This window comes from Acetobacter estunensis (assembly GCF_019083805.1).
Classification (GTDB): domain Bacteria; phylum Pseudomonadota; class Alphaproteobacteria; order Acetobacterales; family Acetobacteraceae; genus Acetobacter; species Acetobacter estunensis_A.
This window is the reverse complement of the sequence record NZ_JAHRDV010000020.1, coordinates 19368-34673: the sequence shown is the minus strand read 5'-3', so window position 1 is coordinate 34673 and position 15306 is coordinate 19368. Positions and strand designations below refer to the sequence as shown.

Genomic DNA, 15306 nt, shown 5'->3' with positions numbered 1-15306 from the left:
ACGGAGTTCTGTGTCGAGGTGTTCTGGGATGCGTGGGTGCGCTACAGCACCCCGGAGATTTTCAATACGGACCAGGAAGCACAATTCCCGACGCTCCGGTTCACTGAAATCCTGAAACGACGTCAGGTTCGCATCGACATGGATGGGCAGGGTGGCGCTGGCTGGACGCATGCCTAATGAGGCGTATCATGACGTGCCGACGCCATCTGGTCCGGGGTTAACCCCGGACCAGATGGCCAACAGCAGCACCGTCAGAATGGCGGCATAACGATAAACGGGTATAGCTTATCAAGCTCACAAAACTGTCCGAATGGACGGGCCCATCTCTAGTCGACCCCGAGGTCTTTATCGCCGACAAGATTTATGACGCCGATCCGCACATTGAAAAGCTTGGAGAACGGCAGATCACACCGATCGTCCCCTCAAAGAGAAACCGACGCATTCTCCCGAAAATCCTGTTCTCGCTTTATAAAAAGCGAAACATCCTTGAATGGTTCTTCGCCAAACTGAAGCAGATCAGAGACATCGCAACACGCCATGATTAACTGAATCAACCTTCTTCGTAGCAGCGCAACTCGCCTCCGCAACTCTCGAACTTAACTAACGAAACGCACTACTGAAACAGCCTCCGCAGAAAACGACGGTGAAATCTAACGGCTGAAAAAAGCTCAGAATGATCACCGCCTCCAATTTGAGAACTGAAATGTATCAACCCGGAGGATCGAGGCTAATAAGCTCCTCCACGTTGTAATCGAGCAGACTCTGCAAGTGTCTCTCACCGTCTTCAACGAACAGATCGCACCCAATGCCAAAGGTCAGTTTCTCGACCCCGAAACGCATGGCACTGATGGAAGCACCTGAAAGGCCCATGCTGGGCGTGGCGGAAAAGGTGAAATTGTGGATCGCCGCCAACATGGGAGCGAGCGGATCGGCGCTGTCCTTGGGCCGGAACTGAAATTTTGCGCCCAGATAAGGATAGCTGCCCAGCAGCGTGCTTTCCTCATCCATGGGGGGCGTGAATTTCTCCCGCCATAGCGCCACATGCGGTGCGAGCCGCGCCAGTTCAGGACGCTGGGCCATGTCGATCAGAAAACCGGTGCCGACGATCAGGAAATCGAACCGCATCTCCCCTTTCGGGGTGGTGACGACAACCTCATTCCCTTCCATCCGCACGCCTGTCCATGGCGTCCCGACATGAAAGGCAAAGTTTTCATGACGCCGACAGCGCCAGAACGTATCCTGAGGAGGCGGCTGATTGAGATCGTATATCCGGCGCATGAACCGCCAGCGCACAGGATCCGGAAGTTCCGAGAAATAACTTAGGAATCCCCCATTCTCCATCCAGCGATAGGGATTGACGGAGGGAATCTCCTTACGGCGAAGGCAGAGATCCACGCGGGCAGCCCCCGCTTCCAGAGCCGTGGCCGCATTGTCGAACGCTGAAGCGCCCGCTCCCAGGACACCGATCCGTTTGTTCTTGAGAGCCGCGAAATCGATGGTCGCAGACGTATGGGCATATCGATTGGCGGGCAAGTTTTCCGAAATAAATTCAGGGACGTACCACTTTCCACCCCCTTCGATGCCGGTGGCCAGCACGACCTTACGTGCTCGCACCTTTTTCTCTTCTCCTGCCGCGCAACGGAAGGTCAGCACGACCAGATCGTCCTGCCAGTCCAGATCGAGAAGATTGTACTCATTACGCACAGGCAAATTAAGCACGTCACGTACCCAGTCCAGATAGGCCTGCCAGTCCTGCCGGGAAATCTTGTCCAGATCACGCCACGCCTGCGCGCCATATTTCGCTTCGAACCATGACTGAGGCGTCAGGGAAGGAATGCCGAGATCCGGTCCTGTCACGTATTTGGGCGTGCGCAGCGTCAACATGCGGGCAAATGTGATCCACGGTCCCTCACCGCCTTTGGGCGCGCGATCGAACATGCACACATTTGAAATGCCCCGACGCATCAAACCGAAACAGGTGGCGATCCCCCCCTGTCCTGCCCCGATGACAGCGACATCCAGCACGCGCTGACCGTCATGTTCACGCGGAAAATTCCAGTCGCGCGTGGCGTAGCTGATTTTCGCGAGGTCTTCGCGAACACGTCTGTCGATATCTTCCATGCCTGTTCATCAACCTTGGATACGTCGCACCAGCAGAAACATGCTTCAATGTTTCACACCCGGACCATTCTTGTATATCTCCCACACTCACGATCTCTTGAACGATTGTCCTGAACAGCGATCCGGGACTCATCGGCCTCTCGATAGAGAGCACGCCTGTGAGTAAGATATTTTTGCTTCCTGAGCGCCAGAGGACGTGGATTGAACCATGTTTCCTCCGACGCATGAATGATCGCAGCATTCTGAGTGAGACGGCATCCAGATCATGGCACACCCGGAGGCGAAGTCCTCCTTTCCACCATGACGTATGCGCTGGCATATCCCGAACTTGCAGGTTTCCCCAATATCCCGAAGAGTGAGACTCAGCCGAGAGAAACAAGAAAGACGCACGCCTCATGCTGCACACGGCGCGTTCACTTCGCGGAATGGTCACTGCCCCGCACCACCTCGCTTCACAGGCCGGCCTCGACATCCTGCGCGCAGGCGGTTCCGCCATCGAGGCCGTCGTCACCACAGCCGCCACGCTGGCCGTGGTCTATCCACAGATGACCTCCATCGGGGGAGATGCCTTCTGGCTGATCTGTTGGCCCGATGGCCGCACAGAGACCATCGACGCTTGCGGAGCCGCCGCCGAAAGGGCCGATCTGGCGTTCTATCGCAGCGCTGGGTGCGAGAGCATCCCGTGGCGCGGGCCACTGGCCGCCAACACCGTGGCTGGCACCGTGTCGGGCTGGGCGCTTGCGCTGGAACGCAACGCCACGATGCGCGATCACACGTTGCCCCTGAAACGCCTGCTGGCCGAACCGATCCATCACGCGGAAGCAGGTGTGCCGGTCACAGACAGTTGGGCCGAACTTGCCCGCCTGAAATCCGCTGAACTGAGAGCCGCGCCCGGCTATGCGGACGTCTTCGAGCCAGCCGGATGCCCTCTGGCGACAGGCGATATCCTGCGCAACCCTGCGCTGGCCGAAACACTTCAGGCGCTGGCCACTTTCGGGCTGGATACGTTCTATGAGGGCGGAATCGCGCGCCGCATCGCCGCCGATCTGCGCGAAGCCGGCAGTCCTCTCACGGCGGATGACCTTGCCGCCCATCGGGCACAATCCTGCCCGCCACTGTCGGTGCCGATCCGTGGCGCGACACTCTACAACATGGCGCCTCCCACGCAGGGCGTGGCATCGCTGCTCATCCTTGCTCTGTTCGACCGGCTGAAAGCCGACAAAGGCGAGAGTTTCGAGCATATTCACGGACTGATCGAGGCCACAAAACAGGCTTTCCGTTATCGTGACACCCATGTGGGAGACCCGGCATGGATGACAGTGGAAGCTCAGCACATCCTCGACGACACGGCCGCTCTGGACGCCATGGCGGCGGCCATCGACCCACATCGTGCCGCGCCATGGCCGTATCCTTCCCAGCAGGGCGACACGGTGTGGATGGGGGCCGTGGACAGCACGGGGCTGGCCGTGAGCATGATCCAGAGCACCTATTTCGAGTTCGGCTCAGGCGTGGTGCTCCCACAGACCGGCATCACATGGCAGAACCGAGGGGCGAGCTTCCTGCTGGCGGAAGACGGATGGAACGCGCTCAAGCCGGGGCGCAAGCCGTTCCACACGCTCAATCCCGCCGCCACCCGCTTCGATGATGGCCGCGTGATGGTGTACGGCACCATGGGCGGCGAAGGCCAACCGCAGACACAGGCGGCCATCTTCTCCCGTTACGCCCGCTACGGCATGGGTCTTCAGGCCGCCGTCACGGCTCCACGCTGGCTGCTGGGGCGCACATGGGGCGAAGAGAGCGTGACCCTGAAATACGAGGACCGCTTCGACCCGGATCTGATCGCAGCCCTCGGTGCTGCGGGACATGCCATTGAACGGGTCGCGCCCTTTACCTCCATGATGGGACATGCGGGCGCCTTGGTGCGCCACCCGGACGGCGTGATCGAGGGCGCGACCGATCCACGCAGCGACGGTGGCGTGGCTGCATGGTAAGCCGCACCCTTTCGCCCGGAGAGCGCGCCATCGCGCGATGCGACCAACTGGGCGGCCTCCCTTTCAGCGATGAAACGGGGCTGCTGTATCGCCCTTGGCTCGGCCCTGCCTTTGTCGCGACCGTCGAGGCCGTCGCACAGTGGATGCGCGAAGCCGGGATGAGCGTGCGAGAGGACGCCGCCGCCAACCTGATCGGGCGTTACGAAGGCACGACACCTGATGCCCCAGCCCTGCTGTTCGGCTCCCATCTGGACTCAGTGCGCGATGGCGGTCGTTATGACGGTATGCTGGGCGTGATCGCGGCCATCGAAGTGGTGGCAGACTTTCAGGCGCGAGGAGAGCGTTTTCCGTTCGCCATCGAGATCATCGGCTTTGGGGATGAGGAAGGCTCGCGCTTTCCCGTCACCATGCTCACCACTCGCGCCGTTGCGGGCGTGCTGGAAGAACACGATCCGAATACCGCATTCGCGGAACTGCGTGATGCAAACGGCATAAACGTGCAGCAGGCTCTCGCCGGGAAGGGGCTGACGCCTCGCGGCATGATAACGGCGCGCCGTCGCCGCGAGGACGTTCTGGCTTACGTCGAAGCGCATATCGAACAAGGCCCCGTGCTGGAGGCCGAAAATCGTGCTCTGGGTGTCGTCAGCGGTATTGCAGCACAACGACGTTTTGAAATCCGCCTGCATGGACAGGCCGGTCATGCGGGCACCATGGCGATGAGCCTGCGCCGGGATGCGCTGGCCGCCGCCTCCGAGATGGTGCTGGCGGTAGAGCGCGTCGCATCCGAAGCACAGGGCGCGGAAGGACTGGTGGCCACGGTCGGTTCACTGCGGCCATGGCCGGGGGTGGTCAACGTGGTGCCCGGTGACGTCACGTTCACGCTGGATGTGCGGGCCGGCACCGAGAAGCGGCGGGATGACGCAGTGGCGGCGATCATCACGGCGATGGAAGGCATCGCCGCACGCCGCGGCATCGAACTCGATCTCATCCCCCGTGAAAATCTGGCTGCCACACCTTGTGATTCCCGATTGCTCGGCCTGATGAAACAGGCCGTGGCACAGATCACGGGACAATCCGCCCGCGTGTTAGTCAGCGGCGCCGGACATGACGCCATGATCATGGCGCAGCTGGCACCGATGGTCATGCTGTTCATCCGCTGCGAAAAAGGGATCAGCCACAACCCGGCTGAAGCCGTCATGCCTGCGGATGTGGATGAAGCCATTGAGGCACTCATTACCTTCGTCCGGCTGTTCGCTGGAAATCCAGAGCTTTCGCAAAGGAGAAACCCGGCATGACCGTGCCCGCATTCGGAGAAATCGACCCGCCCCAGCGTCTGCTGATGGGACCAGGTCCGGTGAACGTCTACCCTCGCGTGCTGCGCGCCATGAGCGCGGACATGCTGGGGCAGTTCGATCCGGAAATGACGACCTACATGAACCAGACCATGGCGCTCTACCGTCAGGTGTTCATGACCGAGAACCGTTGGACATTCCTGATCGACGGCACGGCGCGGGCGGGCATCGAGGCCGCTCTGGTGTCGCTCATCGAACCGGGCATGCGTGTGCTGCTCATCCGTGCGGGCCGGTTCGGACTGTTGCTCTCGGAAATTGCCGAGCGCATCGGAGCCGACATCCGCACGCTCGATCTGACATGGGGCGAGGTCGCAACGCCTGAAGCGATTGAGGCGGCGATCCGCGAGCATCAACCCCGTGTGCTGGCCTGCATCCACGGTGACACCTCCACCACCATGACACAGCCTCTGGAGAATCTTGGCGCAATCTGTCGCAGGTATGACGTGCTGTCCTATGTGGACGCGACTGCCACACTGGGCGGCATGGCCGTGGATGTGGACGGCTGGGGGCTGGATGTGGTGACGGCGGGTCTTCAGAAATGCATGGGCGGCCCTCCGGGCTCCTCCCCCATCACCATTTCCGACCGCGCGGCTGAGCACATTTTCGCCCGTCGCCATGTGGAAAAAGGCATCCGTGGTGCAGACGCCGACGATGGCTATGGCGCGCGTATCGGCTCCAATTACTTCGATCTGGCGATGATCATGGAATACTGGTCCGAACGCCGCCTGAATCATCACACCGAAGCCACCACCATGCTCTATGGCGCGCGCGAATGTGCCCGCGTGATGATCGAGGAAGGTCTGGAAAACCGCTTTGCCCGTCATCGTGCGGCAGGCGCCGCCATGACAGCGGGACTGCGTGCGCTGGGCCTGCGAGTGTTCGGTGACGATGCGCACCGCATGACCAACGTGACGGGCGTATGGATTCCCGATGGTGTGAATGGAGAGACCATACGCCACAGAATGCGTGAGGATTTCGAGATCGAAATCGGCAAGGCGTTCGGACCGCTGGCTGGCAAGATCTGGCGTATCGGCGCCATGGGTTACAACGCCATGAAGCACAAAGTCCTGCTCACGCTTGGGGCGCTCGAAAGCACGCTGGCGGCGGAAGGCTTTGCCGTGCCTCGCGGTGCGGGCGTGGATGCGGCGCTCATGGCCTGGAACCACGCTCTGCCCGCCGCATTGAGGAACGACCGTGCATGAGTCCCTATCCCCGCGACATGGTGGGCTACGGCCCCACCCCGCCCGATCCGAAATGGCCGAATGACGCGCGCGTGGCCGTGCAGTTCGTCATCAATTACGAGGAAGGCGGTGAAAATAGCATCCTGCATGGGGACGCCGGCTCCGAAGCCTTCCTCTCGGAAATGGTCGGCGCACGCTCCATTCCCGGTGCTCGCGCCATGGCGATGGAGAGCCTTTACGAATACGGCTCGCGCGCCGGGTTCTGGCGGCTGCACCGGCTGTTCACACAACGCGATCTGCCGTTGACCGTGTTCGGTGTGGCCGAGGCCATGGCCCGCAACCCGCTCGCCGTTGACGCCATGATGAAAGCTGGATGGGAAATCGCCAGTCATGGTCTCCGGTGGATCGATTATCAGGATGTACCGGAAGATGTGGAGCGCGAGCACATCGCCCGCGCCATTGCACTTCAGACGAAGCTTACCGGAAGCCGTCCGCTCGGGTGGTATCAGGGCCGCACCAGCCCGAACACGGCGCGTCTTGTCGCGGAAGAAGGGGGCTTCCTCTACGACGCAGACTCATACGCCGATGACCTGCCCTATTATGACCGCACATGGGAAAACGTGACAGGCCGCGCCCAACTGATCGTGCCCTACACGCTGGACGTGAACGACATGAAGATCGTGGCTCTCAACGGCTTTACGGAAGGTGAGCAGTTCTACCGCTACCTTCGTGACACATTCGATCAGCTTTGGGACGAGGGCGAAACACAGCCGCGCATGATGTCGGTGGGGCTGCATTGCCGCGTTGCCGGACGACCGGCGCGCGCGCGGGCCGTAGCCCGGTTTCTCGACTATGTCATGTCACGGGAGAACGTGTGGGTTGCCACCCGTCTGGATATCGCCCGACATTGGCTGAAAGTGCACCCCGCATGAGTGACGTATGGAACAGGCTCAATGCACTGGATGAATCCGCTTTCACAAAACTGTTCGGTGCGCTCTATGAACATTCACCGTGGATTGCGCAGAAAGCTTGGGAACAACATCCCTTCCGTGACGAAGCTGAACTGCTGACTGCGTTCCAGAGCGTGGTGCGTGACGCGCCGCTGGACAGGCAGATGTCGCTCATCCGCGCCCATCCGGAACTGGCGCGCCGCGTGGGGGTGGATGCCAGTCTGACGGAGGCTTCCCAACAGGAACAGGCCTCCGCCGGGCTGAACCGTCTTTCACCCGCCGAACACGCACGTTTCACGGTGCTGAATGATGCCTATGGTGCCCGATTTTCCATGCCGTTCATCATCTGCGTGCGGCTGAGCGAAAAAGATCGCATCCTTGCCGAGATGGAACGCCGCATCCGCAACACACCCGATGAGGAACGCCGCACGGCGCTGGCCGAAATTGACAAGATTGCCGCTCTGCGCTGCAAGGATGTTCTCAAGGAAATGGAAGAAAACGCATGAGCACGCTTTCGACCCATGTGCTGGATCAGGTCTCTGGCCTTCCTGCCGCCGGCATGTCCGTCACGCTCTGGCGGGGCGAGACCGTGCTGTTTGCGGGCGTAACGAATGAAGACGGCCGTTGCCCGGAGATGGCCCAATTGGGAGAACTGGAAGCCGGGAACTACCGGCTGGAATTCGCTGTCGCCCCCTATTTCCGCCGCCACAGCGTCACGCTCACTGAGCCGCCTTTTCTCGACACCGTGCCCATCGTTTTCGGTCTTGCCGATCCTACATCCGGGAACGCGCGCGGACATTATCATGTGCCGCTTCTCGTCTCGCCCTTCGGTTATTCCACCTATCGAGGCAGTTGAAGCCTCTACGAACAGCCTGCACCTTCAGCCCTGACAGGCCACAAACCGCTCCAACGCTTCTGGCGTGTCGAAATCTTCCAGCACGCCCGCATCCGCAGCCACATGCGCCTGTCGCAGACTGGTCGAGCGCAGCAGCACGCGACCGCCCCTATCTCCGTCCACAGCCTGTAGAGCCGGAAAACAGGCCGCTCCCCACACCACCGGATTGCCCATATGCCCGTCATATTCGGGCACTACGACATCCACTCCGCCCAATCGATACCGCGCCAGCAAATCGTCCATCACGCCCGTCCTGACCAACGGCATGTCCGCCAGACAGATGAGCGCCGCGCTGGTGTTCCGGCTTTCTGCCCATTTCACGCCTGCGCGCAGAGAGGCCGACAAGCCCTCTCTCGCATCCGGCGCGACACATACGTCCAGCCGCTGCCCCGCCGTTCGCAGAGCAGGAGAGGTTGCATACGCGGCCGTCAGCAGACCCTCTCCATCAGGTGCCAGCACCACGCACACGGCTCCCGCGCGGCTCCCAAGCACTTGGGTCAGTGTGCGCGCCAGCATGGTCTGCCCAGCCGCATCCCGCGCAAGAAGTTTGTGCTGATTTCCAGAGCGGGAGGATCGCCCGGCCGCGAGAACGACGGCGACACTCTCGTCCTTCACGCACCGACCTGCTGCTGCGGAGACCACCACGTCACTCCCTGCGCAAGCGGCGCACCACGGCGCACAGCCACGATATCGGCCATGATGGAGACTGCGATTTCTTCCGCCTCAATCGCACCTATAGGCAGACCGACGGGACCGCGTATCCGCGCAAGCGCCGCGTCCTCCACGCCTTCATCGCGCAGCCGAGACAACCGCTTTGCGTGCGTTCCGCGCGATCCCAACGCACCGATATAGAAAGCATATCCTTTCACCGCTTCGCACAGCGCCGGATCGTCGAGTTTTCTGTCATGCGTGAGCGCCACGATGGCGGTGGAAGCATCCGGAGCCAGTTCCGCCAGTGCCTCGTCCGGCCAGTCGCACATCAGCCGTACGCCGGGAAAACGCTCGGGCGTTGCCAGACCGGCGCGCGGATCGATGATCGTCACGTCATAGCCGGAACGCGCTGCGATGTCGGAAAGGCACTGCGCAATATGCACCGCCCCCACAATCAGCAGCCGAGGCGAAGGACGCACCGTCTGCACGAACCATTCCGGCGTCCCCGCAATCACACGGGCAGAGCCGTTTTCCTGCAACATCGCGGATAGATTTTCCGGCACCGCCCCCGACACCAGCAGATCATTCTCTCTCTCCAGCAGGATGTGCCCGGTTCCATCCAGCGCGCAGCCAAGGATCGCCGGTCGCCCCTGTCCCGTGGCGGTGACAATGTGCCTTACAAAGTCCATCGGGAACGTGCCGTGCGGTGCAGATGACGACTGCACTGCCTCGACCAGCACATCCAGACGGCCACCGCAGGCAAGACCGACGGACCACAGCCCCATCTCCGCGCTGCCATAGGTCAGGACACGGGGCGCATCGCCCATCATGATTTCGCGGGCATTCGACATGACGTCCGCTTCCACGCATCCTCCACTGACGGAGCCTTCCACGCGGCCATTGCCGGCCATCACCATGACGCTGCCCACCGGGCGCGGCGAACGCCCACCCGTCGCGATGACGGTGGCGAGCGCCACGCTCTCCCCCTCCTCCATCCAGCGCAGGGCATGGCTCCAGGGGCTATTGATTCGGGCAGGGAGAGGAGACGTCGTCATATTCGGCAGCATACAGCGAACCGGGCGAGGCTTCACCCTGCCCATATGCATTGGGGGGTTGCTCCCGCTCCTGATCGGGTTCTATCTCCCACCATGGTCCGAATCCGCCAGTTGCTGCGCCTTTGGACACCACGAGAAGACATGGAGCATGAACGATGGCTGAAAGTCTCGACGGCAAGGTCGTCTATATCGTCGCCGATGGCGGCAAGGCCCGCATCCTGCATCACAAGGACGGGCACATGCACGAGGTCTCCTCGTTTGCAGCGGCCGAGATCGCGGGATCGTCCGACAACGGGCGTGGCGATTTCTCCGTGGCCGATCACCACAAGGAAGAGTTCGGTCGTCGCGTCGCCAAGTGGATGAACGACGCCCTGCACGGCAGCAACACCCCCGATGGCTTCGTCCTCGCCGCTCCGGCGAAGGTTCTGCATGTCATCCGCGAACACCTCGCGAAGCCCACGCAGGCAAAGCTGATCAAGTCCATCGACAAGGATCTGATCAACATCCCGACGAACGATCTCGTCTCCCATTTCGACATCCCGGAGACGGGCTGGCAGACGGCCTGATCGGCCTTCACCCGCTCACTATCGGAACAGGGAGACCCGTTCGATGACAGATTCCGACCGCCTGAAGACGGAACGTTTTCCAGTCACGGCCTTTCATCAGAACTGCTCCCTCGTTTCCGATCCGAAAACGGGCCGTGCGATCGTGGTCGATCCCGGAGGAGATGCCGAGCGTCTCTTCCGACACATCCGCGATGCCGCGCTCACGGTCGAGGCCGTGCTGCTTACACACGGACATCTCGACCATGTGGGGGGGGCCGCTGCCCTGCGCGATCTTCTCGCGGCAGAACAAGACAGTCCGCCCCTCATCATCGGACCGACCGAGGAAGACGACTTCCTGCTGCGTTCGGTCGAGGAACAGGCTCGCCATTTCGGCCTGACCGACCTGCACAGCGTCAGTCCCGACCGTTTCACGCATCACGGCGACACGCTCGATCTTCTTGGACGCCGCTACGAAGTCCTGCACGTTCCGGGTCATACTCCCGGACACGTCGTTTTCTTCGATCCCGAGGACCGCATCCTCTTTGCGGGGGACACCCTCTTTCGCGGCACCATCGGCCGCACCGATTTTTCGTATGGCGACAGCCGGATGCTGGTCTCCGCCATTCGCGAACATATCCTGCCTCTGGGCGATGACGTCGTGGTCGTCCCCGGTCATGGCGCGCCCACCACGATCGGGATAGAACGCGAAACCAACCGTTTTCTGGGCTAAAACCCGCTCTTTTTTTTCCATTATCGATAAGGCATACGATCCGGTGACCCGTCATTCCTTCCGCACACTCTTTTTCTCCGGCCTGCTCGTCACCGGCCTGATGCCCGCCGTCGTCTCATCCATGGCCCACGCCGATGGATCGGGTGCGCCAACCGCCGCACAACCCACGCTGCCGCAGGAAAAGCTGAGCATCCGTTCCGCCAACGGCACGCACGATTTCACGGTGGAACTGGCCAAAACCCCCCACGAGCAGGAAGTGGGCGAGATGTTCCGCACCAATGTCCCCGCAAATCAGGGCATGCTGTTTGTGTGGGATCAGCCTCAGCAGAGCGACATGTGGATGGAAAACACGCTCGTATCGCTCGACATCGTGTTTATCGGCGCGGACGGACACATCACATCCATCACTGAAAACGCCGTTCCACAAAGCCTTGCGCGGATCAGCAGCCATGGCCCCGTCGCGGCCACGCTGGAATTGCAGGGCGGCCTGACAGCGAAACTCGGCATTACAGTGGGCGATGTCGTGACGTCGCCGTCTCTCACGCACACGCCCGCTCATGGCACGACCACTGGCGCCCCGACGCCGCATGCCGGCTGAGGACGTGATCGCTCCACATCGCAAGGATGGAGCCGGCACGTGACCATTCTTGTTACGGGTGCGGCCGGATTCATCGGCTTCAGCGTGTGCCGGCGCCTGCTGGCGGATGGCCAGCGCGTGATCGGGCTTGATAATCTCAACACCTATTATGACCCAACGCTGAAAACGGACCGACTGGCCATTCTTCAGGAGAGCGCCAACTTCTCCTTCCTGCGCGTTGATCTTGCTCAGGACGATCTGATGGCCTGCATCCCAGCACATGAGCGACGCAGCATCACCAACGTGCTGCACTTCGCGGCACAGGCCGGCGTGCGCCATTCCATGAAAGTGCCGGCGGCCTTCATCGACGCCAACATTCAGGGGCAGCTCGCAATACTTGAACTGACGCGACATCTGCCCGCCCTACGCCATCTGGTCTATGCCTCATCATCCTCTGTGTATGGACGCAATGCGGCGCTCCCATTCCGTGAAACCGATCGGGTGGATCGTCCGGGTTCGTTCTATGCCGTCACCAAAAGAACCGGTGAACTGATGGCCGAATGCCATCATCACCTGCACGGATTGCCGGTTACGGGGCTACGTTTTTTCACGGTCTATGGGCCGTGGGGGCGTCCTGACATGGCCTATTACAAGTTCGCACGTGCCATTTTCGCCGGGGAACCGGTGACGCTCTATGAAGGGGCCGATCTCGCGCGCGACTTCACGCATGTGGACGATGTGGTGGAGGCCGTGGTGCAGGTCATGGACCATCCTCCCAAAGATGGGGCGCGGCTCCTCAACATTGGCAATAACGCCCCGGAACCTGTCACGCGGCTGGTCAGCATTCTGGAACGTCAGTTGGGCCGCAGGGCGGATATCCGTCTGACGCCTCGTCCTTCAGCCGACGTGGAATATACGTGGGCATCCATCGACCGCATTCGTGATCTCACCGGCTGGCAGCCATCCACTGATCTAGAAAGTGGTCTTGCCACGTTTTCACAGTGGTTTCTCGACCGCATGCAACGAGCAGGCTGAATACCGAATCGGTACGCGCATATCTTGGGGAAGTAGCGTGCACGTGAAGAGGAATACCCTGCGTTCATGCCCCCCATGACATTGCGGAATGTTTAGGCGCATTCATTGTTGTAGGATTATATTCCTATTTCGCGTCCATTCAGGCAGGCGCCTGTATCAATATCGCCTTTGGGAACAATTCAGTCTCCCTCACACCCTTGTCAGCCCCGAATGGGGCTTGCTACCCAAGAACTGCAGAAAAAAGGCAGGACTACAGAAAGATGAACGACAAGAGGAAGTTGCGCGTCCGTCACCTCATGATGGCGACCGTCACCATGACTGCCGCGAACTTCCTTCATTCCACGCCGGGCGAAGCCCGCGTTCGTCACGCGCACAAAGTCGCGCATGGTCATCTGCATTCCGTTTCTTTCAATGTCGCCTCATCCCGCAGTGCGCACCGCCACTGGGGCCGCATTCATTCCTCCGGCCATGTGATTCAGTGCGTGGCGTTTGCGCAGGCCGAGTCCGCTGTCGATCTGCATGGCAACGCTCGTGACTGGTGGCACAATGCCGCCGGTCGTTATGCCCGTGGCGCCGCACCGGAAGTCGGCAGCGTGCTCAATTTCCGGCCCATTCGTCGCATGCCGCTCGGACATGTCGCGGTCGTCACGGGGCGCGTCAACGACCGTGTGATCCTCATCGATCAGTCGCACTGGGCCCAGAACGGCATCAGTCGCAATGTGCGCGTGGTGGATGTGTCTCCCGAAAACGACTGGTCCGCCGTTCGGGTGGAACTGAACGGACGCAACGGCACGTTCGGATCGATCTACCCCACATTCGGCTTCATTTATCCGCGTAGCGAAGGCGCTTCCCCGGTTATGACCGCATCCGCAGAGCGGTTCGAGATGGACCCCGGTCTTCAGCAGGTGGCCGAAGCTCCCGAGACGGTCGGCACACTCGAAGAAGGGTATCGCGCCCCCGCTCCTCGCGCTGTCATTTCCCGCCGTCATGCACATTTCCGGAAACATGCGCGGCACAGCTAAAACCGCGCTTTCTTCCTCGCTCTGGTCAAAGTCCGCCCGGCCCCGTGCCCGGCGGGCTTTTCTTTTGCCCGCATGACAGCAATTACGCGGATGATAATTGATAACGATTATCATTTGCAATATGGTGAACATATCCCGCCGCGTCAGGAGTTCGCCCGTCATGAACACGACAACGGAATTCACCACCGAATGGCATCTGGAGCGCTCCCGTCCGGAGCAGCTTCTTTCCTATCTCGGTCTCTCCCGCCCCTTCATCGGACAGATCAACCGCCTCGTCACCCGCTTCCGCGACGTGCAGTTCCTGTGCGAACATGGCGAACGCCCCGAGGCTCTGCTCCATCTGCGCGATGCCCTTGCCTTTCATCTCGTGAAAATGTCACGGTGGTGGAACTTCGATTTCTGTCCGCGCAGCACTCTGGAAATACAGGCCCCGCGCTTTCTGGCGCATGTGCGAGCGCATACCGAACGCTCCATAGAAGACGACACCTTCTATGACCTGTTCACGCTCCAGCGCCATCTGCATGGAGGTGACGCCTGCACCATCTTGATCCTCGGACACGATCCCGAACCCCGCATGGCCGAAATCCTTTATGGCGTGGATGGTCAGAGACGCTTCCGTCTCGCCCACGCCCTGAGAGGCTGCGCTCCGACATGGGAGGAAGCGTCCTGGCCGGATTTTGCCGGGGCATGGCTGGCGGCCCGGACACTGCGCGCCCGCAACGCCGGAGACCGCGAAGCCGCGCGGGATGCCTCACTTGCGCAGGCCGAGCACGAACGCGCCCGATCATGGCACCAACGGCATTTTCACGCCTGCTGTGAACGTCACATCTTCGCGCTTTACCGCGAAGCCAGCGCCGAACTTCTGCAACATCGCAGCGCCCATGGCCGGCTGGAGGGAGAAGCGATCGTCAACAGCCTTGCTTTCCGGGTGGCGCGCCAAGCCGTGCAATCCCGCCTGACCGTGCGCGATCTCATGCGTGAAACCGGCTGTTGCGGATCGAACGCCTGCCCCGAGGCCGTGGAAATCGAGCGTCGCGCCCGGATGCATGTGTTCATCAGCGTGGATGAAACACGCCAGACCGTGCAACTTGCCATCGTGGACCGTCTGGGAAGCCATCCCTGCCGCGAGGACTGAACTCTTCGTGCGACCTCGGACATGAAAACACACAGATACGTGTCATGTCCGAAACAACATGATAGG

15 protein-coding genes and 1 pseudogene are annotated in these 15306 nt (G+C 61.0%); 13 read left to right on the top strand and 3 right to left on the bottom strand.

What is annotated here, in order from left to right; all coding sequences use genetic code 11:
* A pseudogene (locus KUA11_RS15765) lies at positions 1–268 on the top strand (IS3 family transposase); the annotation flags it as partial.
* A gap of 440 nt (positions 269–708) precedes the next feature.
* Here the strand turns inward: KUA11_RS15765 and KUA11_RS15755 are convergent.
* Positions 709–2121, bottom strand: a complete 1413-nt coding sequence (locus tag KUA11_RS15755) for a SidA/IucD/PvdA family monooxygenase (protein ID WP_217411856.1) — start codon at positions 2119–2121, stop codon at positions 709–711.
* Between the two features lie 395 nt (positions 2122–2516).
* Between KUA11_RS15755 and KUA11_RS15750 the strand changes: the two genes are divergently transcribed.
* From KUA11_RS15750 to uraH, 6 genes are read left to right on the top strand one after another with little or no spacing between them, the layout of a single operon-like run.
* Positions 2517–4112 (top strand): gamma-glutamyltransferase family protein, encoded by a 1596-nt coding sequence (locus KUA11_RS15750; protein ID WP_217411854.1) that lies wholly within the window; start codon positions 2517–2519, stop codon positions 4110–4112.
* Entirely contained in the window at positions 4106–5407 is a 1302-nt protein-coding gene (locus KUA11_RS15745; RefSeq protein ID WP_217411852.1) for an allantoate amidohydrolase, read from the top strand. The genes KUA11_RS15750 and KUA11_RS15745 overlap by 7 nt, the downstream gene beginning before the upstream one ends.
* Positions 5404–6666: a pyridoxal-phosphate-dependent aminotransferase family protein gene (locus tag KUA11_RS15740; protein WP_217411850.1), complete on the top strand. Its 1263-nt coding sequence runs from the start codon at positions 5404–5406 to the stop codon at positions 6664–6666. The genes KUA11_RS15745 and KUA11_RS15740 overlap by 4 nt, the downstream gene beginning before the upstream one ends.
* Positions 6663–7577, top strand: a complete 915-nt coding sequence (gene puuE, locus KUA11_RS15735) for an allantoinase PuuE (protein ID WP_217411848.1) — start codon at positions 6663–6665, stop codon at positions 7575–7577. Before KUA11_RS15740 ends, puuE begins: the two co-directional genes overlap by 4 nt.
* Entirely contained in the window at positions 7574–8101 is a 528-nt protein-coding gene (gene uraD / locus KUA11_RS15730) for a 2-oxo-4-hydroxy-4-carboxy-5-ureidoimidazoline decarboxylase (protein ID WP_217411846.1), read from the top strand. Before puuE ends, uraD begins: the two co-directional genes overlap by 4 nt.
* Positions 8098–8451 carry a hydroxyisourate hydrolase gene (gene uraH, locus KUA11_RS15725; protein WP_217411844.1) on the top strand — a complete coding sequence of 118 codons (354 nt, stop codon included), beginning with the start codon at positions 8098–8100 and terminating at the stop codon, positions 8449–8451. The genes uraD and uraH overlap by 4 nt, the downstream gene beginning before the upstream one ends.
* 24 nt (positions 8452–8475) lie before the next feature.
* On the opposite strand, the gene KUA11_RS15720 is transcribed toward uraH, so the two are convergent.
* Entirely contained in the window at positions 8476–9105 is a 630-nt protein-coding gene (locus tag KUA11_RS15720; protein ID WP_217411842.1) for a nucleotidyltransferase family protein, read from the bottom strand.
* Entirely contained in the window at positions 9102–10196 is a 1095-nt protein-coding gene (locus tag KUA11_RS15715; protein WP_217411840.1) for an XdhC family protein, read from the bottom strand. The genes KUA11_RS15720 and KUA11_RS15715 overlap by 4 nt, the downstream gene beginning before the upstream one ends.
* Before the next feature lie 155 nt (positions 10197–10351).
* On the opposite strand from KUA11_RS15715, the gene KUA11_RS15710 reads away from it, so the two are divergent.
* The 6 genes from KUA11_RS15710 to KUA11_RS15685 all read left to right on the top strand — a co-directional run bounded on the left by KUA11_RS15710 (position 10352) and on the right by KUA11_RS15685 (position 15240).
* On the top strand, positions 10352–10762 hold the full coding sequence (locus KUA11_RS15710) for a host attachment protein (protein WP_166315599.1): 411 nt from the start codon (positions 10352–10354) through the stop codon (positions 10760–10762).
* 43 nt (positions 10763–10805) lie between these two features.
* Positions 10806–11471, top strand: coding sequence for an MBL fold metallo-hydrolase (locus tag KUA11_RS15705; protein WP_217411838.1), 666 nt, complete (start codon positions 10806–10808; stop codon positions 11469–11471).
* 100 nt (positions 11472–11571) lie between these two features.
* Positions 11572–12069 (top strand): DUF192 domain-containing protein, encoded by a 498-nt coding sequence (locus tag KUA11_RS15700; RefSeq protein ID WP_217411868.1) that lies wholly within the window; start codon positions 11572–11574, stop codon positions 12067–12069.
* Between the two features lie 39 nt (positions 12070–12108).
* Positions 12109–13083: an NAD-dependent epimerase/dehydratase family protein gene (locus KUA11_RS15695; protein WP_217411836.1), complete on the top strand. Its 975-nt coding sequence runs from the start codon at positions 12109–12111 to the stop codon at positions 13081–13083.
* A gap of 299 nt (positions 13084–13382) precedes the next feature.
* On the top strand, positions 13383–14105 hold the full coding sequence (locus KUA11_RS15690; protein WP_217411866.1) for a CHAP domain-containing protein: 723 nt from the start codon (positions 13383–13385) through the stop codon (positions 14103–14105).
* A gap of 160 nt (positions 14106–14265) precedes the next feature.
* Entirely contained in the window at positions 14266–15240 is a 975-nt protein-coding gene (locus KUA11_RS15685) for a hypothetical protein (RefSeq protein WP_217411834.1), read from the top strand.
* The last annotated feature ends 66 nt before the right edge of the window (positions 15241–15306 follow it).